Origin of the sequence: Actinomadura spongiicola (assembly GCF_003432485.1) — a bacterium.
Lineage (GTDB): Bacteria > Actinomycetota > Actinomycetes > Streptosporangiales > Streptosporangiaceae > Spirillospora > Spirillospora spongiicola.
Genome location: NZ_QVNQ01000012.1, coordinates 15,299 through 38,339, shown reverse-complemented (window position 1 = coordinate 38,339; position 23,041 = coordinate 15,299). Strand labels below are relative to the sequence as shown.

The window sequence follows — 23,041 nt, the reverse complement described above, 5'->3', positions numbered from 1 at the left end:
TCGAGGTGGTGCGGCCCGGGCCGCTCGCGACCGTCCAGGACCTCGGCAGGCCGGGCCGCGCGCAGTTCGGCGTGCCGCGTTCCGGAGCCGCCGACGAGCCCGCCCTCCGCCTCGCCAACCGGCTCGTCGGCAATTCCGAGGGCGCGGCGGGCGTGGAGTTGACGCTCGGCGGGGCCGCGCTGCGGTTTCACCGGCACGCCTGGATCGCGGTGACTGGGGCGCCCGTTCCGCTGCGGGTCGACGGCCGCGCATGCGGGATGGGCGCGCCGTGTCACGTCCCGGACGGTGCGCTGGTCGAGTTCGGGACGCCGACGTCCGGGCTGCGCAGTTACCTCGCCGTCCGCGGTGGTGTCGTAGTCGACGAAGTCCTGGGGAGCCGTTCGACCGACCTTCTGTCCGGTCTCGGGCCCGCGCCGCTGTCGTCCGGGGATCGCCTTCCAATAGGCGACACCAAACATCTCGGTGACATCGTCGTGGACGTCGCGCCCGTGCCGTCCCTCCCCGAGACGCCGGTACTGCGCATACTGCCGGGTCCACGTGACGACTGGTTCGCGGAAGACGCGTTGACCACGCTCACCACCGCGTCCTACATGGTGTCGCCGGACAGCAACCGGGTCGGCGTGCGGCTGGACGGGCCACCGCTGGCCCGAGCCCGCGACGGCGAACTCGGCAGCGAGGGCATGGTGACCGGTTCGCTCCAGGTGCCGCCCAGCGGGACGCCCATCATCTTCCTGGCCGACCATCCGACGACCGGCGGCTACCCCGTCATCGCGGTGCTCGCCTCGTCCTCGGTCGCCGACGCCGCGCAGTTGCGTCCGGGCCAGCGCCTCCGCTTTCACCTGTGACGGCCGCCCGTGCGACGCCTTACAGCAGCGGCTTCACACGACCCAGCGCGTCGTTGAGCGGAGCGGCGGGAATGTCCTCGAACGGGGTCACGGTCACGTCATCGTCCTTGGCCTCCCACACGCCGGCCACGCGTCCCTGGTACAGCACGACCGGGGATATCCAGCCCGCGGCCCGGCTCACCTCTTTGCGACGCGCCGGGGGCACAAGGTAGGCCGCGCCCGTTCCCGCGCCCAGAACGTACTGGTCGAAGGCTCCGAGCAGCCGGACGGACGTGCTGGGCTCAGTGGCCAGAAGTTCGTCCCGGTGCTCGTCGAGGACGTACATCTGCTCGCCGTCCACCTCGATGGTGGAAAGCCCGTCCTCGGCCGCGGCGAACCAGCCCTTGACGTCCCTCTTCCGGTTCATCTTGCGCATCAGCCAGTTGTCGAACATGTCGGGGGTCGCGGGCCCGTGCGCACCGAGGAACGCGTGGATCGCGGTGCGGGCGGCGTCCTCCACGGACGGCAGGCCCCTCCAACCGGGCAGCCACCGCTCCGGTGAGGTGAACGTCACGCGCGTTCCCTGTGACGGACCGTGGCAGAGGACGCCCCACCAGGCCAGGGGTTTGAGGATGGTGCCCCAACCCGAGCCGAGGACCTCGGCGAGGTGCCGGGAGCCGGTCTCGGCGACGATGGCCTCGGTGAGTTCCTCCCGCGTGAGCGCCGCGCCGTCCGCGAGCGCGTCGGCGGCCGCCCCGGCCATCGCCTCCAGGTCGGCGGGCGTGGCCCCGAAGTTGCGCTGCCAGACGGGTTTCTCCCAGTGGCGGACGGCGGCGCACAGCACGAGATAGGCGGCGGCCTCGTCGACGGGCAGCAGATGCAGCGTTCCACGCATGGCCCACGTCTTGACGAGGGTCCGTTCGTCGATGAGCGCCCGTCGTACCGCACCCGCTTCAGGGGCCGCCTGCCGCACCGCGATGGCGAATTCGGCTGACGAGGCGACCTGCGCCTGCACCCCGGCCAGACGCCGGGCGACCTCCACCACCGGCGCGTCGCCCGCGCGTTCGACGAGCTGCCGCCGCATACGCCAGCCCAGGACCTGCGCCCATGTCACCGATTCCATCCACCGATTACATCGCACGCCGCCGACACGACACGCCCCTCCCGGCCGCCGACGCTCTCCGTGAGCTCCGGATCGCCCGCACCCCGTCCTGACGGCACTCCAGAACACGGCATCGGCCCGGCGGATGAGGGACTTGGGGGCGTCGAGGAGGTGCCGCAGGAGACGTGACAGGGCTCGGCGTGTCCGTTTCGCCTAGCGTCAGCCCAGGCGATGGGTGAGTTCGGCGAAGGCGTCGCGCACGTCGTCGGCGGTGAGGACCGTGAGGTCGGCGGCGGTGGCGGCGTCGCCCAGCCCGGCGGCCCGCAGCGCGCGCCGCGCGCATGCCTTCTCGTACATGGACCGGGCGAACCGGCCGTTGCCCAGTTCGTCGATCCGTCCCGATCCGCAGGCGCGCTGGAACACCAGGGCGAGGTCGTCCAGGGCGCGGTCCTCCCAATGGTCGCCGCCTTCCTCGGCGATGAGCTGCGCGATGCGCAGCAACTCGTCGGGCCCGTAGGAGGGGAAGTCGACGCGGACGTCGAACCGTGACGCCAGCCCGGGGTTGGACGACAGGAACCCGTCCATCTCGGTCTCGTATCCGGCGAGGACGATGACGAGACGGTCCCGGTCGTCCTCCGCGCGCTTGAGCAGGGTCTGTACGGCTTCGGCGCCGAACGCGTCCCCTCCGGAGTAACCCGGGTTGCTCAGGGCGTACGCCTCGTCGACGAACAGAATTCCACCGAGTGCGGAGTCGACCACCTTGTTCGTCTTGAGGGCCGTCGCGCCCAGGTGCTCACCGACGAGGTCCGCGCGCTGCGCCTCGACCACTTCCGGACGGGCGAGGAGCCCGGCCGCGGCGAAGATGCGGCCGAGGACACGGGCGACGGTCGTCTTGCCGGTTCCGGGCGGCCCGGTGAACACGAAGTGGCGTGTCGGCGGGCGGGTGACCAGGCCCTGCTCCTCACGCATCCGGGCGACCTGGAGCTGGGCGGCGATCTCGCGGACCTGCCGTTTCACCGGTTCGAGCCCGATCATCGCGTCGAGCGAGCGGAGCGCCTCGTCGAGCGTCGGGGTCTCCGCGTACCCGCGGTACCGTTCGGTGACCTCGGCGAACGCGGCCTCGACGTCCTCGGCGCGCAGGGTGACCAGGTCGTCGGCGCTGGGCGCGGCCGGTCCGGCGGACCCGGAGGCGGCGTTCACGACGCGCACGTCGCGCGCCCGCGCGGCCGCCTCGGTCAGGGACCTGACGAACCGTCCGTTGCCCAGCTCGTCGACGATGCCGCGCCGTTCGACCTCCTCGAACCGCGCGGCGAGACGCCGCCGCGCCTCCGGGTCGAACCGGTCCTCGCGGAGGCCGACGTGGTAGTCGGCGATCCGGAGCAGTTCGGACGGACGGTACGACGGGAAGTGCACGCGCGTGCCGAACCGTGACGCCAGCCCGGGGTTGGAGTCGAGGAACTCGGCCATCTGCGCGTCGTATCCCGCGAGGATGATGACCAGGTTGTCGCGGTCGTCCTCCGCGCGTTTGAGGAGCGTCTGCACGGCCTCGTCCCCGAACCGGTCGGGCTGCCCCTCGGCGGAGTTGACGAGACCGTACGCCTCGTCGACGAACAGCACGCCGCCCAGGGCCGAGTCGACGAGCCGGTTGGTCTTGAGGGCCGTGGCGCCGAGGAACTCCCCGACGAGGTCCGCGCGGTGCGCCTCGACCAACGCCGGTTCCGGCAGCAACCCGAAGGCGTAGAAGATTTTGGCGAGGACGCGCGCCACGGTCGTCTTGCCCGTCCCGGACGGTCCGACGAACACGAAGTGCCGCATCGGCTTCTCCGTGGGCACCCCGGCGGCGGCGCGCATGTGCGCCGCCTCGATCGACGCGGCGATCGACCGGACCTGCCGTTTGACCGGCTCCAACCCGATCATGTCCTCGAGTTCGGCGAGCGCGTCCGCCACCGAGATCTCCGGGGTGGCCTCCCCGCGCGGCTCCGCGGGCGCCGCGCGTCCGGGTTCGGCGGTGTCGGTCGTCTGCGCCGCGACGCGCTGGTCGTGGCCCGCGTGCCCGGCCGACGCGGCACCGGCCTCGGCGTCGTCGGCGGCACGCCGGTCGGGTCTGCCGGGGCGGCCCGGCCCGTCGTCCTTCGCGGCCCTGTCGACACGTTCCGGCCGGTCGCGTTTGTCGTTGCCGGACGGGTTCTTTCGCGATGTCGCCGTTCCGTCCCCCTTCGGACCCGCCTGTTCCTGGACCCACCCCGTCTCGTACGCCTCGGCGGGCACCGTGCGCCGCGCCTGATCCCAGCGGTAGCCGAGGACGATCAGTGCCGCGATCCAGCCCGGTGCCACGTTCGCCTCCGGCAGCGGATGCACCACGGCCGCCGTCGTCATTCCGGCGGTGCCCAGGGCGACGAGCGTGGAACGCCACGGCGTGTACCCGCGCAACCGGAACGCGACGAACGCGACCGGAAGTGCCAGCAATGCCAGGAGCAGCTCAGGACTCAGATACGGCGGGTGTTCTTCGTCCGGGTAGAGCCGTCCCAACGGCACCGAGAGAACCAGCCAGGCCGTGATGACGGCGACGACCGCCATCCCCGTCGGCGAACGCAACGTCAGATGGGCGACGACGAGCAGGATCGCCGTGAACGCCGCCGCGGCGAGGAACGGCCCGTCCAGTACCACCGTCGCCGACACCACCAGGGCGATCAGCAGCAGCCCGCCCAGGAACCGCACTCCCGGGGTCACCTGGAAGTACCGCCACCGCAGGCGCTCGAATAGATCCCGCGCCGCGGCGTCCTTCGCCGCACGGGAGCGAGACCTGCCGAACAATGCCATCAGAAGCGAGTAAAGCGCAGGACCGCCCGGAACGGCACTCCCCGCGCCCGGTTCGTTGGCCTCCCCGCGCCTGCCTGGTACGGAACAGGGAAGACCTCCGTCCCAGCACCACCACATTTGTGCTGTCCAGAAGTAGCGGTTCGGTTCCCCACGGTGGGAACAGGCGGCTGCGATGATGAGCGGCATGGAATCCCCGACCGATCCCACGGGCGCTCTGCCCGGCCTCGAACCCGGCCCCGCCGCCAAGGAGATCTCGCGTGTCGCGGGCTATGAGATCGAGGACGAGCTGCTCGCCCTGTCGGCCCCGAAGGGCCGCACGGTCACGATCGCCGGGGTGGACGAAGTGGGACGCGGCGCGTGGGCGGGCCCCGTCGTGGTGTGCGCGGCGGTCACGGACCTGACCCCGCCACCCGTCCTCCAGGGACGCGGCAACAGGACGATCGGCCTGACCGACTCGAAACTCCTCACCGAGACGCACCGCGAGTCGTTCGCCGCCCTGCTGCCCGGATGGCTCACCGGCCACGCCATCGGCGAGTCCGGCCCCGGGGAGATCGACGAGGTCGGCATGACCGAGGCCCTGCGTCGCGCCGCCGTCCGCGCGTTGGAGTCGCTGCCCGTACCGCCCGACGTGGTCATCCTCGACGGCAAGCACGATTTCCTGAGCCGCCCCTGGCGTGTGCGCTGCGAGGTCAAGGCCGACCAGAGGTCGGTCACCGTCGCGGCCGCATCCGTCCTGGCCAAAGTCCATCGTGACCGGCTGATGGCGGGCCTGGACGAAGATTTCCCCGGCTACGGGTTCGCGGACAGCGCCGGTTATCCGTCACCCGTCCACCAGAAGGCCCTGGAGGAGTTCGGGCCGACGCCGCATCACCGGATGTCCTGGTCCTACCTCGACGACCTGCCGCGCTGGCGGCATCTGAAGAAGCCCCGTGACCCGCTCGCAGGAGAAGGGCAACTCAGTCTCCTGTGACCGTGCCTCTCGTCCCTGATCGGCGTCCCGGCATGAGTCATCGCCACAGTCCCGGGTAGGGCCGCGTCAACGGGAGGTGCATGCCATGGACACCGTCGTGAAGAAGTTGCTGCATGAGTCCGGTGAGACGTTCGCCGAACAGGCCGGCATCCCGCTGAAGGACCAGCCGGCCGCACTGTTCAAACTCCTCGTCCTGGCCAACCTGCTGAGCGCGCGCATCTCGTCCGACATCGCCGTCGCCGCCGCCCGGGAACTGTTCGAGGCGGGCGGTGGAACACCACGCGGAATGAGCAGACTGACCTGGCAGGAACGGGTCGACGCACTCGGACGCGGCCACTACGTCCGCTACGACGAGAGCACCGCGTCCCGCCTGGGCGACACCGCGCGGATCGTCCAGGACAAGTACAAGGGAGACCTGCGACGTCTCGCCATCGACGCCGGACGCGACCCGCGCAAGGCGGCCGAACTGCTCCGCGAGTTCCCCGGCATCGGCCCCACCGGCGTGGACATCTTCTGCCGCGAGGCCCAGTCCATCTGGCCCTGGCTGCGCCCCTACGTCGACGGCCAGGTGAAGAAGGGCGCCGAACGGCTCGGGCTTCCCACCGACGCCCGCGAACTCGCCTCCACCGTGCCCGACAAGGACCTGGCGCGGCTGACCGCCGCCCTGGTGCGGGTCGCCCGCGACAAGAAGCTCGCCGACTCCCTGAAGGCCGCGTAGGTCGCCTCAGCGGCGCCCTCCGCGGCCCTCCGCCCCGGCGGGGTCACAGCCGGACGATGACGTCCTCCACCGGTTTCCGCGTGATGTCGGGCACCATCGCGTCGTCGGCCGGATACCCGACCGGGATCACGACGTAGGCCCGTTCCTCCTGCGGACGGTCGCACACCTCGTTCAGGAACCGCATGGGGCTCGGCGTGTGCGTGAGGGTCGCCAGGCCCGCCTGATGCAGTCCCGCCAGCAGGAACCCCACGGCGATCCCCACCGACTCCTTCACGTAGTAGGGACGCGGCGTCTCCGGACCCTTGTGCACCTCGAAGACCACGATGACGGCCGGGGCGTCCTCCAGGAACGGCTTACGCCAGTCGGTTCCCAACGGCGCCAGCGCGTCGAGCCACTCCTGGGAGGCGCGCCGTTCATAGAACTCGCGTTCCTCCTGCTCCGCAGCCGCCCTGAGCCTCCGCTTGCGTTCCGGATCGGTGACGACCACGAACCGCCACGGTTGCAGGTTGGCGCCGCTCGGAGCGGTCGCCGCCGCACGGATCGCGTGGTCGATGACGTCCATCGGCACGGGGCGTCGGGAGAAGTCGCGCACGGTACGGCGCAACGTCATCGTGTCGGCGAACGCCTCCACACGCTGAACCGCCTCCCCCTCCGGAACCTCGAAACGCGGTGCGGGAACAACTGGATACTGCCGCTCAGAGCTCATGCGACGTTCCTACCCTCGCCATCGGGCCCGGAGCAATCGGCAGGATCAGCCAACGTCCGGGCCCGTACCAGCACACATGCAGACAGGGGACGTTCAGTCCTTACCGCGTGAGGCGACCCACTCCAGGTTCCACCCGTACGCCTGGTCGACCGTCATCTTCCCCCAGCGGGGACGGCCGGGGGGCGGCAGGATGAACCGGCCCTCCCTGCGGACGACCAGTTCGCCGTTCACGTTCTCGATGAGAGCGAGGACCGCGTCACGGGACGCGTCGACGCAGTCGTCCATGCGCATGTCGATCGGCGGCGCGCCCACCGGGTACAGCGTCGCGACCGCGTCCAGGCCACGGAAGTCGTCGGCACCGTCGTAGATCTCGGCGAACACCAGGATCCGCTTGAAGTCCGCGGTGTGGTCGAGGTTGATGTGCAGGTTCTCGCCCGTCTCGACCGCGCCCGTCCGGTCGTCCTTGTCGAGCTTGATGTACGGCGGGCGTTCCAGGGCGCCCATGTCGCCGAGCGCGTGGATGATGCCCTTCTGACCGTTCTTCAGCTCCCAGAGGCAGCACAGGTCGAGGTCGAGGTCGACGCCCCGGCGCCGCTTGCCGAACCGTCCCTTGGCGACGCCCTCACGCGCGGTCCAGTTGAGATTGACCCGCATGTGACCGGACGTCGCGCCGTGCTTGGTGAGCGACACCGACGGAGAGTTCTTGGTCAGCGAGATCGCGGCGCCCTGCCGCTGCGGCGCCTGGGGCGGCGCGGGCGGAGGCGGAGGGGAGGGTGGCGCGTACTGGCCGCCCGGCGGCGGAGGCGGCGTGTACTGCCCACCGGGCGGCGGAGGCACGTACTGGCCACCGGGCGGCGGGGGCGGGGGCGCGTACTGGCCGGCGGGCGGCGGAGGCGGCGCCGCCTGCGGCTGCGCGGGCGCGGGAGGGGGCGTCGGCGCGGGAGGGGGCGCGGGCGGCGGAGGCGCGGCGGCCTGGCCGGGGTCGTCGACCGAGATGCCGAAGTCGGTGGCCAGACCGGCGAGACCCGAGTCGTAGCCCTGGCCGACCGCGCGGAACTTCCACGCGCCCTGCCGCCGGTACAGCTCCCCGAGCACGAACGCCGTCTCGGTCGTGGCGCCCTGGCTGTCGAACCGCGCGACCTCCGTTCCCGCTCCGGCGTCCACCACGCGGACGTACAGCCCCTGGAACTGACCGAACGTCCCGCCGTCCGACGACGCCGCCACGACGATCTTGTCGATGGCGGGTTCGACGCGGTCGAGATCGATCGACAGGACGTCCAGGACCGTCGGCCCCCGCTGTTTGCCGTCATGCCGGACCGCGCCCGACTTGTGCGCCGGTTGGTTGTAGAAGACGAAGTCATCGTCCGAACGCACCCGACCCGTGTCCGCCAGCAGGAGCGCGGACGCGTCCGCGTCCGGAACGCCCGGACCACCCTGCCACCCCAGTTCGACCCGGACCGAGGGAACCGGCACCGCGGTGTTGGCGCCCTTCTGCATCGACATGAACGCTCCCCATCATCGATCGATGTCCCCAAACCTACGGGCCCTCGCACGGGCCCCGCGACCTGCCATGAGGGACGCACGGAAACCACCGGGAGTTCCGGTCCGACCGTCGACCCCCGTTTCGGGGCACCGCCCACCGGACAGGACACGACGCCCCCACCCACAGAAACCGGCCCTCGACCGGCCTCAGGGGACGCGAGCCGTCCATTCCCGCGTGCTGAACTTGTCGGTCACGTACTTCCGGGCCAGCCGCACCTCGTCCTCGCCCAGACGATCGTCGACCAGGCCGTACCGGCCCCGAAAATGCGCGATCATCCGATCGATGATCTCCTCGCGGGCGAGACCGGTCTGGCGGCGCAGCGGATCCACCCGCTTCACCGCGCTGGCGACCCCCTTGTCGGAGATCTTCTCCCTGCCGATCCGCAACACCCGCAGCATCTTCTCGGCGTCGATGTCGTAGGCCATCGTCACATGGTGCAGCACCGTGCCGGCGGCGAGCCGCTTCTGCGCCGCACCCGCGATCTTGCCCTGGTCGGACGTGATGTCGTTCAACGGCTGGTACCACGCCTTGATCCCCAACTCGCCGAGCGCGCCGAGCACCCAGTCGTCCAGGAACGCGTAGCTCTCCACGAACGACATGCCCGCCACCAGCGACTCCGGCGCGTACAGCGAATAGGTGATCGTGTTGCCGGGCTCGATGAACATCGCGCCGCCGCCACTGATACGGCGGACGACCTCCACGCCGTACCGTCCGGCCGCCTCGGCGTCGACCTCGTTCCGCAGCGACTGGAAACTCCCGATGACCACCGCGGGCGACGCCCACTCCCACACCCGCAGCGTCGGCGGGCGCCGTCCCGCGCCCACCTCCTCGGCGAGCACCTGGTCCAGCGCCATGTGCAGCGCCGGCTCCTGCGGCGCCTCGTGAACCAGCCGCCAGGGGTGGTCGCGCCAGTCGGACGCCCGCGTGACGGCACGCCGCACCGCGATCCCCACCGCCTCCGCGGTGATGCCGAGCATCACCGTGCCCTCCGGCAGACCCGCCTCGACGCGCTCGCCGATCGCCTTGGCGTCCAACCCCGCGGGAAGGCCCTCTAGTGCCGCGTTGATGTCCTCCAAGGCCCTGTCGGGTTCCATGAAGAAGTCGCCACTGATCCTCGGCCCGCGCAGGAGGCCGTCCACCACGTCCACATCGGCGACGACGAGCTTGCCACCGGGAACCTTGTACTCACCGTGCATCACGTACATTCGAACCCCGCCGTCCGACCGCTGATTCCGGTCGGCTTGACGGACGGGTCGCGGGGAACCGTCAACGGTGGCGATCGCGGAAGGACGGCGCAGGTGAGCAACCTCGATGTTCGACCGAAGACGGTCGAGTGCGGCGGACGGGACGACGTGCCGGGCCGTCCCGTGCGCGAACTCCTACCTCCACGGCGCGTCCCGCTCGGCGAGAGCACGGTCGTCCGCCGGCTACTGCCCAGCCTGGGACGCCGCATGGTCGGCGCCTGGTGCTTCGTCGACCACTACGGCCCGGACGACATCACCGACGAACCCGGCATGCAGGTGCCCCCGCACCCGCACGTAGGACTGCAGACGGTGAGCTGGCTCCACGAGGGCGAAGTCCTGCACCGCGACAGCCTGGGCAGCCTCCAGACCGTCCGTCCCAGACAACTCGGACTGATGACCGCCGGACGCGCCATCGCCCACTCGGAGGAGTCACCGCGTACACACGCCCCCCTCCTGCACGGGGCCCAACTGTGGGTCGCACTCCCCGACACCCACCGCGACACCGACCCCGCCTTCGAACACCACCCCGAACTCCCCACCGTGCGCGCCCCCGGCTTCGACGCCACGGTGATCCTCGGACGGCTCGACACGGCCACGTCCCCCGGCACCGCCTTCACCCCGATCATGGGCGCGGACCTCGCCCTGGCGGACGGAGCCGAGGCGCGCCTGCCGGTCGAACCCGACTTCGAGTACGCCGCCCTCACCATGTCCGGAATAACGGAAATAGACGGAATGCTCGTTGAGCCGGGCTCCATGCTGTACCTCGGCTCGGGCCGCCGCGAACTCCCCCTCCGGGCGGCCGATGGCGACAGCGGAGTCGTCCTCCTGGGCGGCGAACCCTTCGCGGAGAAACTGGTCATGTGGTGGAACTTCGTCGCCCGCACCGGCGACGAGATCGCCCGAGCACGCCAGGACTGGATGACCGGCGACCGGTTCGGCGAAGTGCACGGCTACGACGGCCCGCCGATCCCCGCACCCACCCTTCCCGCCACCCCCCTGAAACCCCGCGGCCGCACCCGCTGACCACCCGAACGCCACGGTCGTGGTTGACTCCGACGATGATCGACTGGGCACGCCTGCACGATGTGTACGGCCCGGCACACGATGTCCCCGCACTGCTCCAGGCGGCGGAGACCGGCGCCGACGATGCCTGGGCAGAGCTCTGGACCCGGCTCTGGCACCAGGGGACCACCTGCGACGCGGGCATCGCGGCGATACCGCCGCTGGCCTCGCTCGCCCGACACGCGAACCGGGCGGTGCGACCTCGCGCGGTCGAACTCGCCGGCGCGATCTACGGAGCCGGTCTACGAGAAGGGCGACCTCTGAACGAGAAGGAGGAACTCCGCCGTCCCGTCACCATCCTCAGCGCCTCAGCCGACGAATGCCTGTCGGGAAATCCGGCCGACTACGGGGCCCTCTTCCGCGCAAAACTGGCACTGGACGGCTTTCCCATGCTGAGCGACCTGCTGGACGATTTCCTGGACTTCTGCTGTGACGTCCCCTGCCCCCGGTGCTCCGACAAGGTCAGCATCGTGATCGGGGACTACGGCTGTTACTCGTCCATTCGCGACTGGGACCTCGGTGACGTCCACCCCATCCCGCTCCGCCCGGCCTCCCCGGACGACCTGGGGCACGTCCAACGGCACCTGCACCACGCAGCCGTGCGGGACGCCCGACCAAGGCTCGCCTGGGGCCTCACACACGTTTTCGGCGACGCGACGTGCGGCACCTGCGACGCGGCCTTCTCCGTCATCTCCGCCTTGGAAACCGAGCGAACACCGCTAGACGAACCAACGGATAAGACCCGCTGACCACAGAACGAGAACAGCGGCCCCAAGACACCACTTCAGCCGGAAACGCAGGACGGGGAGCCGACCGAAATCGACTCCCCTGCCCCGCTGCTTCAACGCTTCAGCTGCATCCGCTGGTGGAGCCGCAGCCCTCACACACGTAGCAGCTGCCCGCCGGGCGCATCTTCGTCCCGCAGGTGAGGCACAACGGCGCGTCCGCGGTACGGCCCTGCCGGCTCTCGATGACCTCCATGGACGAGTGCGCCTCGCTCGCCGGAGCGGACACCGGCGCCGCGGGCCGGGCGATCGCCGCGGACTGCGCCAGGGACTCGTGGTCGACCTCGTCCTCGGCGTGCAGGGCGGCGGGGTCCTCTCCGTTGGCCTGCATCGCGCGCTCCTCGGCGGACAGGATGCCGAGACCCGCACGCTCCTCGTAGGGCAGGTGATCGAGGGCCAGCCGACGGAAGATGTAGTCCATCACCGAGGTGGCCATGCGGATGTCCGGGTCGTCGGTCATCCCGGCGGGCTCGAACCGCATGTTGGTGAACTTCTCCACCCAGGTCTCCAGCGGCACGCCGTACTGGAGGCTGATGGAGATCGCCATCGAGAAGGCGTCCATCACACCGGCGAGCGTGGAACCCTGCTTGCCCAGCTTGAGGAACACCTCACCGACACCGTCGTCCGGGTAGGACGAAGCGGTCATGTAACCCTCGGCGCCCGCGACGGAGAAGCGCGTGACGGTCGCGGGACGCTGCTTCGGCAGCCGCCTGCGCACCGGCGGCGTCGGCCCGGTCGCCGCCGGGACCTCCTTGACCGTCTCCTTCTTCCCCGCCGCCGACAGCGGCTGGCCGACCTTGCAGTTGTCCCGGTAGATCGCCAGGGCCTTCAGGCCGAGCCGCCACCCCTCGAAGTACACCTTCTCGATGTCCTCGACGGTCGCCTTCTCCGGCATGTTCACCGTCTTGGAGATCGCGCCGGACAGGAACGGCTGGACGGCCGCCATCATCCGCACGTGCCCCATCGGGCTGATCGCCCGCTCCCCCATCGCGCAGTCGAACACCTCGTAGTGCTCGGGACGCAGCCCGGGCGCGTCCACGACGTGCCCGTGCTCGGAGATGTACTCGACGATCGCCTCGATCTGCTCCTGCTGGTAACCGAGCTTCTCCAGCGCCCGCGGCACCGTCAGGTTGACGATCTGCATGGACCCGCCGCCGACGAGCTTCTTGAACTTCATCAACGCGAGATCGGGCTCGATACCGGTCGTATCGCAGTCCATCATCAATCCGATGGTGTTATGGCTCACCATGCCGTTGGCCACGTAAGTGACGTTCTCCGGCACGGACAGGTCGTACGTCGGCTGGACGCCGCCGTCCTCATTGGCCGCCACGCGCTCGAACAGGTACTCCAGCGCGTGTCCGAGCCGCTCATGGAACGTCTCGGTGAAGAGGGAGCGCGCCACCATCCGGGGGACGCCACCGTTCTTCCGGATCGACTGGAGGACGGTGGCCCTCAAGGGATGACCCACCGGAACGATCTCGTCCCAATCAGTCCGAGAGAGCACCACATAGTCGTTCTTCGCGGATCGCGCCGGTTCCAACGCGGCCATGAGCCGCGCCTTCCGCTCACCGATGAAGCCCACGATCTCGTCGAAGCTCAACGCATGGTCGAGGTTCCGGATACGGACCTGGTAGATGTCCCCACCGAAGCCGCTGACGGTCGTACGTGTGGTCGTTGCGAGGCCCAGCGCGAGCAGCAGCGTCCGAATTTCGCCCGCGAAGGACTCGGAGGCGGTCGACAGGCTGGGGACGCCTTCGGTCACCGTCCCGTCCGCCTCGAAGAGCCCCCGCAGGAACCCGGCGTAGACCTCGACGTCGTTCGTTTCGAGGATCGCGGAGGGCACCCGGGGCGTCCAGCCCTTGCCCGAATGGTCGGCGCCGGGCAGGTCCTTCGCGAAGCCCGCCGCCTTCCACCACCGGGCGAGCCGCATGGATGAGAGGGTCACCTCGCGATATCCCTGCTGTTCGACCACGACGGGCGTGATGCCGAACAAGTCCTTCGCGAGAATCTGCAACCGCTCGGCGACGTCGAACGAGTCGTCCGCCACGCACAGTCGCAGGCCCTTCGCGTGGAGGCTCCCGTCCCCCATGAAGTAGCCGACGAGTTCGGCCAGCTCCGGAGTGACGGAGTCGGGAACATCGATATGCCGGTCACCGGCGTAGTAGGCCTGATCGAGGACCGGCAGCGGAACCTGTCGACGGTCGCCGACGAGCGTCCGCATCTGCATGGGCACCAGGTCACCCTCACGGATGTCCGCCAGTCGACGCCACACCCATGCGCCCGTCCCTGCCTCGACCACCTTCACGCGGTGAGTCAGAGTTCCCTGGATCGTGTAACCACCCCCGGTACGAATGAGGCGGGTCGGCTCCTCACCGTTGACGAAGAACTTGGTCGCCTGACGCGGCCCTTCGTCGGTGGACACGACCATGTCCAAGTCCTGCCAGCGATCGCCGTACACGTCGCCGATCTCGGACAGGCGCATCAGGCCGCGGTCGGTCGTCACCAGCGTGTCGCCCGTCAGGCACCCCGTCGGAGCGAGCAGGCTGGCCTGGGCGTTCCGGTAGCCGTGCTTCTCACCGACCTTCAGGCACTCCTGCCACTGCTTCGCGGCCGCCGCGTGGATCGCCTTGTCCATCGCATCCAAAGTGCGGATTCCGTCGTTCGCGGCGGCGTGCTTGCGCATGACGCGCTTGTGCCCCTCGGCGTTGCGCGCGTAGCCCACGTACGGACCGACCACACCGGCGAGCTCCGCCGACCGGCGGTAGGCGACACCCGTCATCAGCGACGTGATCGCCGCGGCGATCGCCCGTCCACCCTCGGAGTCGTAGGCGTGCCCGGTCGCCATGAGCAGCGCGCCGAGGTTGGCGTACCCGATCCCGAGCTGCCGGTAGTCGCGCGTCGTCTCCGCGATCTTCTCCGTCGGGAAGTCGGCGAACGTGATCGAGACGTCCATCGCCGTGATGATCAGCTCGGTGAGCTTCACGAACTTCGGAACGTCGAACGTCCCCTCGTCCGTGAGGAACTTGAGCAGGTTGATGCTCGCCAGATTGCAGGACGAGTTGTCCAGACTCATATATTCGGAACAAGGGTTACTTGCTGTGATACGTCCGGTTTCGGGGTTGGTGTGCCAGTCGTTGATCGTGTCGTCGTACTGGATGCCGGGGTCGGCGCACTCCCACGCGGCCTGCGCCATCAGCCGGAACAGGTCCTTGGCCTTGACGGTCTCGACGACCTCGCCGGTCATCCGGGCGCGCAGCCCGAACTCGCCGTCGGATTCGACGGCGTGCATGAACTCGTCCGAGACGCGGACCGAGTTGTTGGCGTTCTGATACTGGACGCTGCCGATGTCCTTGCCGCCGAGGTCCATGTCGAACCCGGCGTCCCGCAGCGCGCGGATCTTGTCCTCCTCGCGCGCCTTGGTCTCGATGAACTCCTCGATGTCGGGGTGGTCGACGTCCAGCACCACCATCTTGGCGGCCCGCCGCGTCGCGCCGCCCGACTTGATCGTCCCCGCGGAGGCGTCGGCGCCGCGCATGAACGAGACGGGTCCGCTGGCCGTCCCTCCGGACGAGAGCAGTTCCTTGCTGGACCGGATACGTGACAGGTTCAGCCCGGCACCGGACCCGCCCTTGAAGATGACGCCTTCTTCCTTGTACCAGTCGAGAATCGACTCCATCGTGTCGTCCACAGATAGGATGAAGCAGTTGTGGACCCGGATGTTGTCGGAGAGGAACTCTCCGCTCTCGGTTTGGATGTCATAGACGTCCATGGGACCCAGGTGCTCGACCTTGGCGATTTCCAGCCGCTTGGTCGGGTGGGCGGGGCGTCCAGGCTTGTCGAAACCCTGGTGCATCTTGAGCGCCTTCGCCGGGTCGACGAATCCGATCTCGTCGGCGAAGATGCGGCGATCTCCCGCGTTCTGGATGCGGAGCGTCCAGCAGCCGTGCCGGTCCGCCCGCGCGTCCTCCTTGAAGCCGACCCTTGAGAAGATTCCGAAACGCAGCAGGAGTCGCTGCATGCCGCGAATCAGCTTCTCGGAGATCATGTCGACTTCGATGACCGTCGAGGACGGGCGCGCGGACACGAAACCCTCGGCCTGGAAGATGCTGCGGAGGTACGCGGCGACGTCGGGCAGGGGGGCCGTGAACAGCCGTTCGGGGACCACCATGTCGACCCCGCGGGCCATCAGCCCCCACTCGTCCACGAACTCCTGGAGCACGTTCCCGTAGAGCCTGGTACGACGGCAGTCGAGGGTGGGGTCCTGCGTTTCGACGGTGCGCTCGTGCCGGTGAACGTCGGGGAAGACGACATTCAGGTGACGTTGGACCCACTCCCGTTCGGCGTCGGTCACAGTCATGGCCTCGATGGTCAGCGAACGGTTCGTCCCGTTCTCGTAGCGGCCCACGAAGCCGTCGGACTGGAGCCAGCCCGCGAGCGCGGCCTCGGCGAAGCCACGCGGCGTGATCTCGGATTCGCCGAAGGCGTCGCGCCTGTGCCATTCGAGCTGGTCACCGACCTTGAGTTCGCCGGCGGGGACGAAGCGTCCCGTCCCGGCGCCCGTGGCCTTCCAGACGAGGTGGTCGGCGGTGACGTCCAAGGTGTAGCCGGCCTTGGTGTGGACGCGGAGCACATCCTTCACACCATTGGCCTTGGTGGCGACGACGCGGGTGAGCCCCTGGGCGTCGTACACCTTGGCCCCGACCGCGTCCTGCTCCACCAGTCGGCCGATCGGAACCAGTCCCGCGGGTGTGCTGACCAGCGAGTCGTAGGGCAGACACGCGCTCACCTGCTGCGGGGACTTGGTGCCTACGTTGAACCAGACGGGCGAGTTGAAGCTGAAGAGCTGGTGGACGAGGGCGTACTTCAGTTCGTGGTCGAAGATTTCGGCGTCCTGCTCGGACGCGAAGTAGCCCTCTTTGAGGCCCGTGTCCGTGTACATGCGGACGACGCGGTCGACGAGTTGCTTCAGGCTCCATTCCCGCTGCGGCGTGCCGACCGCCCCTCGGAAGTACTTCGAGGTGACGATGTTGACGGCGTTCACCGACCAGAAGTCGGGGAACTCGACGCCGCGTTGCTCGAAGTTCACCGAGCCGTCGCGCCAGTTGGTCATGACGACGTCACGACGTTCCCAGCGCAGCTCGTCGTACGGATGCACGCCGGGTGTGGTGAAGATGCGCTCGACCTTCAGCCCTTTGCGCCCCCCCTTGCCGCGCCGTGCCGCCGAGCCGCTCACCGTCTCCGTCATGACCTTCCCCCTCTCGGGCCCACCCGCCGGGGCCCTGTTCAGGAACAACCCCGCCGCCGCGCGGGCCATGCCCGCGCGGTGGCGCTCTTACGTGTGCTGCTGTGTTTCGGAATCCGTCCCTAGCGGGACGGGCCGGGCTCCCCCGGGGAGCCGGTCCTTCGCAGTGCTTCGATCTCCTTGGCGAAGTCGTCGATGGACTCGAAGCTCCGGTAGACCGAGGCGAATCGCAGATATGCGACCTCATCGAGTTCACGAAGCGGGCCCAGGATCGCGAGCCCGACCTCATGGGAGGGGATTTCCGCGGAGCCGGACGATCTGATCGCCTCTTCGACCCGCTGCCCCAGTTTCGCGAGCGCATCCTCGTCGACCGGGCGGCCCTGGCAGGCTCTGCGCACCCCGGCGATGATCTTTTCTCGGGAGAACGGCTCGGTGACCCCGCTTCGCTTGGCCACCATCACGAGCACATTCTCCTGTGTGGTGAATCGCCGACCGCATTCGGCGCACGACCGGCGACGCCTGATGGCGCCCCCGTCGTCGGTCGCACGACTGTCGATCACTTTGGTGTCAGGGTTGCGGCAGAACGGGCAGTGCACGTTGGATACCTCCCCTGACGAAAACGCTTCAACCGCCGCGCGGTGCTACATATGGGTAAAGCACATTGGTGTGACTACTAGATGTTGTGGTCAACGGTACGGCTCGGCGCAGGCATGTGCAACCTGATCCGGTGCCTCGAACGTCACATCCGCCCGTCCGGCCAGCTCATGTTCGGCTGTCCCGGCTTCCTCCCCGGGCGTGTCGCTCCCCTCGGCCCCCGGGCGTCACAACGGGGGCTGCCGGTGCCCTTGGGCCCCAGATGTCCCAGAAATTAGCGGGTCTCGCGGCCCGGGCGGTCGGCGACCTCCCGTGGCCGCGCACGCGGGCACATGCGCCACAACGGACGCGCATCCGGCTCGGGGAGAGGACGGCCTGTCTCACATGGGAGACATTTTCTTAGGGATGTGTTCCAAGGGTCGCTAACGGGCTTCGCGCACGTGCCGGGTGTACGGTCATCGGGCGGGGAGGCGGAGCTCTTGGCCCGGCACGACGGTGGGGTCGCCGCCCAGGCCGTTGAGGTCGATGATGCGCTGGACGACGAGGCGCGGGTCCGTGTCGGGATCGGCGTCGGCGGCGAAGTCCCAGAGGGTGTCGCCTGGTTCGACGACGACGGTCCTGGTGGCGCGGGACGGGGTGTCGCGGGAGTCGCGGCCCCCGGCCAGGGCGCCGGGGCCGACGTTCAGCCACAGCGAGACGAGCGTGACGGTCGCGGCGAAGCAGATGACGACGGCGCGTCCGCGGCGGGTCAGGCGGATCGGGGCAGGGTCACTGCGCGGCGAACCGGACATCTCTCCCCTCCTCGACGTCGAATGCATTTTCGATCGAACGTCTGTACGATGTTCTACCAGGAGGCGCCGAGAAAAAGCGAGTACCACTTCGAACAATTGTTTGATCATCGCGCTTCGACGCGATAGCGTTCATGACAAGGAGTGACGGATCGAGGCGCCCGGGAGGCGACGAGCGATGAGCAAGGTCCGGGAGCTGCCCGACGGCCCCATGGACGAGACGGGGTTGACGCAGCGGCAGCGCATGGTGCTGGAGGTGATCCGCGACTCGGTCCAGCGCCGTGGGTACCCGCCCTCGATGCGCGAGATCGGCGAGGCGGTCGGGCTGACCAGCACCTCCAGCGTGTCCCACCAGCTCCGGGCATTGCAGCGCAAGGGTTTCCTGCGCCGCGACCCCAACCGGCCGCGTGCCGTCGAGGTGCGGGTGCCGGGCGCCACGCCGGTGCGGACGGACGAGGAGACCTACGAGGCGGCGGGCGTCCAGTCGGCCTCCGCACAGCCCGCGCCCGCGTACGTGCCGCTCGTCGGTCGGATCGCCGCGGGTGGGCCGATCCTCGCCGAGGAGGCCGTGGAGGACGTGTTCACGCTGCCGAAGCAGCTCGTCGGCGAGGGCACGCACTTCCTGCTGAAGGTCACCGGTGACTCGATGATCGAGGCCGCGATCGCGGACGGTGACTGGGTGGTCGTCCGGCAGCAGCCGGTGGCCGAGCAGGGCGACATCGTGGCCGCCATGATCGACGGTGAGGCGACGGTGAAGACGTTCAAGCGCCGCGACGACGGGCACCTCTGGCTGCTGCCGCAGAACCCGGCGTACGAGCCGATTCCCGCCGACGAGGCGACGGTGCTCGGACGCGTCGTGGCGGTCCTCCGCAAGATGTGACCTCCGCGCCCTTCCCGGGCGACGAACCAGGGGCGGACCATCGGTGACCATCGGTGGCCGCCCTTCGTTCGTTCTGGAGGGGATTGAGGCGCTTGACGTCACCTGGAGCGGTCGACGAAGCGCGGCGGTCAGCGACCTGAACGACCGGGTTCAGAGATGCGCGACGCCAGATGACGTTCGTGGGCGCAATTCTCGGCGTAGGCCTCTGTCGCCGCCTCGAAGCGGCCCGAAAAGTGTGTCAAGGGGGCGTTCACGGCGCCCGGTCGGGCGCCGTGAACGGGGTGTGGCGTGCCGGGGGTCAGCGCTTGGGGACGACGTTCACGATCTTGGGCGGGCGAACGATGATCTTGGCGATCTCGGCGCCGCCCAGGGCGTCCTGGACCTTGGTCGAGGCCAGGGCCTGACGTTCCAGGTCGGCCTCCGTGATGCCGGGCGGAACCTCCAGGCGGTCCCGGACCTTCCCGGCGACCTGGACGACGCAGGTCACCGACTCCTCCACCAGCAGGGCCGGGTCGGCGGAGGGCCAACCAGCGTTGATCACCGGTGCGGCGCGGCCCAGCAGTTCCCAGGTCTCGTCGGCGGTGTAGGGCGCGAACAGCGACAGCATCACCGCCATGGCCTCGGCCGCCTCCCGGACGGCGGGGTCCGCGGGGCCGGGGCCCGAGTCGATGGCCTTGCGGGTCGCGGTGACCAGTTCCATGATCCGGGCGATCGCCACGTTGAACCGTTGCGTCTCGATCAGGGTGGTGGCCTCGTCGATCGTGCGGGCGGTGACGCGGCGCAGGGCCTGGTCGCCGGACGTGGCGTCGGCGCCGGGCGGGGACGTGACCTCGGCGGCGATGCGGTGCACGCGGGACAGGAACTTCGCCATGCCGTGCGGGGACACGTCCGCCCAGTCGATGTCGTCCTCCGGCGGTCCGGAGAACAGGATCGCCAGCCGGACGACGTCCACCCCGAACTCGGCGATCTGCTCGCCCAGGTCGACGCCGTTGCCCAGCGACTTCGACATCGCCTTGCCCTGGTTGATGACCTGCCCCTGGTTCAGCAGCCGGCGGAACGGCTCGGTGAACCCGACCATGCCCATGTCGTACAGGACCTTGGTGAAGAACCGGCTGTACAGCAGGTGCAGGATGGCGTGCTCGACACCGCCCGTGTACTGGTCGACCGGCATCCACTTACGGACCTGCTCGACGTCGAACGGGCCGTCCTCGTAGTGGGGCGAGCAGTAGCGGAAGAAGTACCAGGACGAGTCGACGAACGTGTCCATGGTGTCGGTGTCGCGTTTGGCGGGGCCGTGGCATTTGGGGCATGCCACGTTCACCCAGTCGGTCGCGGCGGCCAGCGGGGAGGTGCCCTTCGGGGCCAGGTCGGCGCCGCGCAGTCCCTCGGGCAGCGTCACCGGCAGTTGCTCGTCGGGGACGGGGACCTCGCCGCACGCCTCGCAGTGCACGATCGGGATCGGGCAGCCCCAGAACCGCTGCCGTGACACCAGCCAGTCGCGCAGCCGGAAGTTCACGGCGGCGCGGCCGGTGCCCCGCGACTCCAGGATCTCGATGATGCGGGAGATCGCCGCGTCCTTCGCCAGCCCGTCGATCGGCCCGGAGTTGACGATCGCGCCGTCGCCTGGCGTGGCGACGCCGGTGTCGGCCGGGTCGGGCAGGCCGGTGTCGACGACGACGCGGACGGGCAGGCCGAACTTCAGCGCGAAGTCCAGGTCGCGCTGGTCGTGCGCCGGAACCGCCATGATCGCGCCATGGCCGTATTCGGCCAGGACGTAGTCCGACGCCCAGATCGGCAGCCGCTCCCCGTTGACCGGGTTCACCGCGTAGCGACCCAGGAACACGCCGGTCTTCTCACGTTCGGTGGACAGCCGCTCGATCTCGCTCTCGCGGGAGACCTCATCGCGGTACGCCTCGAACGCGGCCCGCTGGTCGGGGGCGCAGATCTCCTCGGCCAGGGCGGCGTCGGCGGCGACGACCATGAACGTCGCGCCGAACAGGGTGTCGGGCCGGGTGGTGTAGACGGTGACGGGCTCGTCGCGTCCCTCGATGACGAAGTCGACGTCGGCGCCGGTGGAGCGGCCGATCCAGTTGCGCTGCATCAGCAGGACGCGCTCGGGCCATTTGCCCTCCAGCTGCTCCATGTCGTCCAGCAGCCGGTCGGCATAGTCGGTGATCTTGAAGTACCACTGGGTCAGGACGCGCTTCTCGACCAGGGTGCCGCAGCGTTCGCAGTGCCCGCCGACGACCTGCTCGTTGGCCAGGACGGTCTGGTCCTTCGGGCACCAGTTGACGTGGCCCCCCTTACGGTAGGCCAGGCCGCGGTCGTAGAAGCGCAGGAACAGCCACTGCGTCCACCTGTAGTACTCGGGGTCGGACGTGTGCAGCCGCCGCGTCCAGTCGAACGACGGGGCGTAGCGGTGGAACGACGTCGCCTGGGTCTCGATGTTGGCGTAGGTCCATTCGGCGGGGTGCGAGTCGCGTTTGATGGCGGCGTTCTCGGCGGGCAGGCCGAAGGAGTCCCAGCCGATGGGGTGCAGGACGTTGAAGCCGCGCTGGAACCAGTACCGGGCGGGGACGTCGCCGATGGCGAACGCCTCCGCGTGGCCCATGTGCAGGTCACCGCTCGGGTAGGGGAACATGTCCAGCGCGTAGCGCCGTTCCCGGGTGTCGTCCTTCTCGTCGGCCGCGAACGGTTCGAGCTCCGCCCATCGGGCCTGCCATTTGTCCTGAACGGCCCGTGGATCGTACGAGTCGTTCAGGGGGGACGACCCTCCTGTTCCCCTCGTCGTCGTGCGAGGGGTGACGTCGCTGCTCACGTTTCCAGACTCCGGTTTCTTGCTCGCTCGCTGGCTGCACCAAGGCGGTGGGCCGTCCTCCGACATGAAAGGGCCCCTCGCGCAGGAGGGGCCACCACGTCGACGTCAGCGCGTCAACGTGGTCGTTCGAGGAGCAGCCTTGCCGACATACATCAACAGTAGCGCAATCGCAAGCGGGGCCGCGGGTTCTTGCCGCCTGTTCAGTGGCCGGATTCCTGGCGGGCCAGGGAGATGACGCCGGTGACCTGGACGCGGGTGAGCCGGAGGTCGGCGCCGACGGCGGACAGGGTCTCCTCCTCCGAGACGCTGAGCGGGCCGTCCACGAGGGCGATCTCGGCGGCGGCCCGCAGGATGCTCTCGCGGGCCTCGGGCGCCAGGGCGGGCGCGGCGTGGCCGATCTCGACGCGGACCTCCTCGAACGGTCGGCCGAGGTCGGCGTTCAGGGCGTTGTCGTCGTAGGCGTGCTCGCCCGCCTGCCGGACGACGGCGACGGCGCGGCCGCGGGCGGTCGGGTCGGTGTAGTCGCCCGAGCGCAGGACCTGGGCGATCGTCATCCGCAGGAGCATGGCGGGCATCTGGGCGAGCTGCGCGGTGGTCGGCACGTCGAGGACGGCGGGTTCCCAGCGTCCGTGGCAGACGTCGCACTCGACGATCTCGCCGCCCGCCTTGGTCAGCGGGATGACGGGGACGAAGAACAGGGTGAAGAAGTTGCGGCCCTGTCTGCGCCGGTAGTCGCGGTCGCCGCCGCAGTTGGGACAGTGGAAGACTCCCCTGGTCAGGGTGAAGAACACCACCCGCCAGCCGAAGATGATCAAAATGGCGCACCTCTTCTCGGTGGAAGTCGCACATAGTAACGGTGCCGGGGTGGGTGATGGGGTGGGATTCGACCGATGGGGAGGCCCTCGCCGCGGGCCGGGACGGCCGGTCCCGGGTCGCGGAAATTCG

General features: G+C 69.4%; 16 protein-coding genes. 6 read left to right on the top strand and 10 right to left on the bottom strand.

Annotation, left to right across the window (positions count from 1 at the left end; translation table 11 throughout):
- Nucleotides 1–5 precede the first annotated feature (5 nt).
- Entirely contained in the window at nucleotides 6–845 is an 840-nt protein-coding gene (locus D0T12_RS30450) for a 5-oxoprolinase subunit C family protein (protein WP_325050857.1), read from the top strand.
- 19 nt (nucleotides 846–864) lie between these two features.
- Here the strand turns inward: D0T12_RS30450 and D0T12_RS30445 are convergent, their stop codons facing one another.
- Both D0T12_RS30445 and D0T12_RS30440 read right to left on the bottom strand, forming a co-directional pair.
- Nucleotides 865–1,947 (bottom strand): winged helix DNA-binding domain-containing protein, encoded by a 1,083-nt coding sequence (locus tag D0T12_RS30445; protein ID WP_117403987.1) that lies wholly within the window; start codon nucleotides 1,945–1,947, stop codon nucleotides 865–867.
- A 198-nt stretch (nucleotides 1,948–2,145) separates the two neighbouring features.
- The gene (locus D0T12_RS30440) at nucleotides 2,146–4,746 is read right to left on the bottom strand and encodes an AAA family ATPase (RefSeq protein ID WP_117403986.1); all 2,601 of its coding nucleotides are present in this window, start codon (nucleotides 4,744–4,746) and stop codon (nucleotides 2,146–2,148) included.
- Nucleotides 4,747–4,930: 184 nt separating this feature from the next.
- Between D0T12_RS30440 and D0T12_RS30435 the strand changes: the two genes are divergently transcribed.
- Both D0T12_RS30435 and D0T12_RS30430 read left to right on the top strand, forming a co-directional pair.
- Nucleotides 4,931–5,716, top strand: a complete 786-nt coding sequence (locus D0T12_RS30435; RefSeq protein WP_117403985.1) for a ribonuclease HII — start codon at nucleotides 4,931–4,933, stop codon at nucleotides 5,714–5,716.
- Between the two features lie 85 nt (nucleotides 5,717–5,801).
- Nucleotides 5,802–6,434 carry an HhH-GDP family DNA glycosylase gene (locus D0T12_RS30430; RefSeq protein WP_117403984.1) on the top strand — a complete coding sequence of 211 codons (633 nt, stop codon included), beginning with the start codon at nucleotides 5,802–5,804 and terminating at the stop codon, nucleotides 6,432–6,434.
- Between the two features lie 43 nt (nucleotides 6,435–6,477).
- On the opposite strand, the gene D0T12_RS30425 is transcribed toward D0T12_RS30430, so the two are convergent.
- The 3 genes from D0T12_RS30425 to D0T12_RS30415 form a co-directional block, all read right to left on the bottom strand.
- On the bottom strand, nucleotides 6,478–7,140 hold the full coding sequence (locus D0T12_RS30425; protein ID WP_117403983.1) for a nitroreductase family protein: 663 nt from the start codon (nucleotides 7,138–7,140) through the stop codon (nucleotides 6,478–6,480).
- A gap of 93 nt (nucleotides 7,141–7,233) precedes the next feature.
- Nucleotides 7,234–8,643 carry a TerD family protein gene (locus tag D0T12_RS30420; RefSeq protein ID WP_117403982.1) on the bottom strand — a complete coding sequence of 470 codons (1,410 nt, stop codon included), beginning with the start codon at nucleotides 8,641–8,643 and terminating at the stop codon, nucleotides 7,234–7,236.
- Between the two features lie 186 nt (nucleotides 8,644–8,829).
- Complete coding sequence (locus tag D0T12_RS30415; protein ID WP_117404174.1) at nucleotides 8,830–9,879, bottom strand: lipoate--protein ligase family protein; 1,050 nt, start codon at nucleotides 9,877–9,879, stop codon at nucleotides 8,830–8,832.
- A 102-nt stretch (nucleotides 9,880–9,981) separates the two neighbouring features.
- Here D0T12_RS30415 and D0T12_RS30410 point away from each other — a divergent pair, with 102 nt between their 5' ends.
- Together D0T12_RS30410 and D0T12_RS30405 are read left to right on the top strand one after the other, a co-directional pair.
- On the top strand, nucleotides 9,982–10,950 hold the full coding sequence (locus D0T12_RS30410) for a pirin family protein (RefSeq protein ID WP_117403981.1): 969 nt from the start codon (nucleotides 9,982–9,984) through the stop codon (nucleotides 10,948–10,950).
- Between the two features lie 35 nt (nucleotides 10,951–10,985).
- The gene (locus tag D0T12_RS30405) at nucleotides 10,986–11,738 is read left to right on the top strand and encodes a hypothetical protein (RefSeq protein ID WP_117403980.1); all 753 of its coding nucleotides are present in this window, start codon (nucleotides 10,986–10,988) and stop codon (nucleotides 11,736–11,738) included.
- Between the two features lie 100 nt (nucleotides 11,739–11,838).
- On the opposite strand, the gene D0T12_RS30400 is transcribed toward D0T12_RS30405, so the two are convergent.
- From D0T12_RS30400 to D0T12_RS30390, 3 genes are all read right to left on the bottom strand, one after another.
- Nucleotides 11,839–17,019 carry an adenosylcobalamin-dependent ribonucleoside-diphosphate reductase gene (locus D0T12_RS30400; protein ID WP_117403979.1) on the bottom strand — a complete coding sequence of 1,727 codons (5,181 nt, stop codon included), beginning with the start codon at nucleotides 17,017–17,019 and terminating at the stop codon, nucleotides 11,839–11,841.
- 119 nt (nucleotides 17,020–17,138) lie between these two features.
- Nucleotides 17,139–17,612 carry a transcriptional regulator NrdR gene (nrdR, locus tag D0T12_RS30395; protein ID WP_117403978.1) on the bottom strand — a complete coding sequence of 158 codons (474 nt, stop codon included), beginning with the start codon at nucleotides 17,610–17,612 and terminating at the stop codon, nucleotides 17,139–17,141.
- Between the two features lie 453 nt (nucleotides 17,613–18,065).
- Nucleotides 18,066–18,401 carry a LysM peptidoglycan-binding domain-containing protein gene (locus D0T12_RS30390; protein WP_158581683.1) on the bottom strand — a complete coding sequence of 112 codons (336 nt, stop codon included), beginning with the start codon at nucleotides 18,399–18,401 and terminating at the stop codon, nucleotides 18,066–18,068.
- Between the two features lie 175 nt (nucleotides 18,402–18,576).
- Between D0T12_RS30390 and lexA the strand changes: the two genes are divergently transcribed.
- Nucleotides 18,577–19,278, top strand: a complete 702-nt coding sequence (lexA, locus tag D0T12_RS30385) for a transcriptional repressor LexA (RefSeq protein WP_117403976.1) — start codon at nucleotides 18,577–18,579, stop codon at nucleotides 19,276–19,278.
- Nucleotides 19,279–19,576: 298 nt separating this feature from the next.
- Here the strand turns inward: lexA and leuS are convergent, their stop codons facing one another.
- Together leuS and D0T12_RS30375 are read right to left on the bottom strand one after the other, a co-directional pair.
- On the bottom strand, nucleotides 19,577–22,039 hold the full coding sequence (gene leuS / locus D0T12_RS30380) for a leucine--tRNA ligase (protein ID WP_233526399.1): 2,463 nt from the start codon (nucleotides 22,037–22,039) through the stop codon (nucleotides 19,577–19,579).
- A 257-nt stretch (nucleotides 22,040–22,296) separates the two neighbouring features.
- Nucleotides 22,297–22,911, bottom strand: a complete 615-nt coding sequence (locus tag D0T12_RS30375; RefSeq protein ID WP_117403974.1) for a tellurite resistance TerB family protein — start codon at nucleotides 22,909–22,911, stop codon at nucleotides 22,297–22,299.
- Nucleotides 22,912–23,041 lie beyond the last annotated feature (130 nt).

Excerpts from the sequence above, each read along its gene's own strand:
- D0T12_RS30405 (WP_117403980.1), top strand. The coding sequence starts at position 10,986 with ATGATCGACTGGGCACGCCTGCACGATGTGTACGGCCCGGCACACGAT.
- D0T12_RS30435 (WP_117403985.1), top strand. The coding sequence starts at position 4,931 with ATGGAATCCCCGACCGATCCCACGGGCGCTCTGCCCGGCCTCGAACCC.
- D0T12_RS30400 (WP_117403979.1), bottom strand. The coding sequence starts at position 17,019 with ATGACGGAGACGGTGAGCGGCTCGGCGGCACGGCGCGGCAAGGGGGGG.
- lexA (WP_117403976.1), top strand. The coding sequence starts at position 18,577 with ATGAGCAAGGTCCGGGAGCTGCCCGACGGCCCCATGGACGAGACGGGG.
- D0T12_RS30430 (WP_117403984.1), top strand. The coding sequence starts at position 5,802 with ATGGACACCGTCGTGAAGAAGTTGCTGCATGAGTCCGGTGAGACGTTC.
- D0T12_RS30390 (WP_158581683.1), bottom strand. The coding sequence starts at position 18,401 with ATGTCCGGTTCGCCGCGCAGTGACCCTGCCCCGATCCGCCTGACCCGC.
- D0T12_RS30415 (WP_117404174.1), bottom strand. The coding sequence starts at position 9,879 with ATGCACGGTGAGTACAAGGTTCCCGGTGGCAAGCTCGTCGTCGCCGAT.
- D0T12_RS30425 (WP_117403983.1), bottom strand. The coding sequence starts at position 7,140 with ATGAGCTCTGAGCGGCAGTATCCAGTTGTTCCCGCACCGCGTTTCGAG.
- D0T12_RS30420 (WP_117403982.1), bottom strand. The coding sequence starts at position 8,643 with ATGTCGATGCAGAAGGGCGCCAACACCGCGGTGCCGGTTCCCTCGGTC.
- D0T12_RS30445 (WP_117403987.1), bottom strand. The coding sequence starts at position 1,947 with ATGGAATCGGTGACATGGGCGCAGGTCCTGGGCTGGCGTATGCGGCGG.
- D0T12_RS30440 (WP_117403986.1), bottom strand. The coding sequence starts at position 4,746 with ATGGCATTGTTCGGCAGGTCTCGCTCCCGTGCGGCGAAGGACGCCGCG.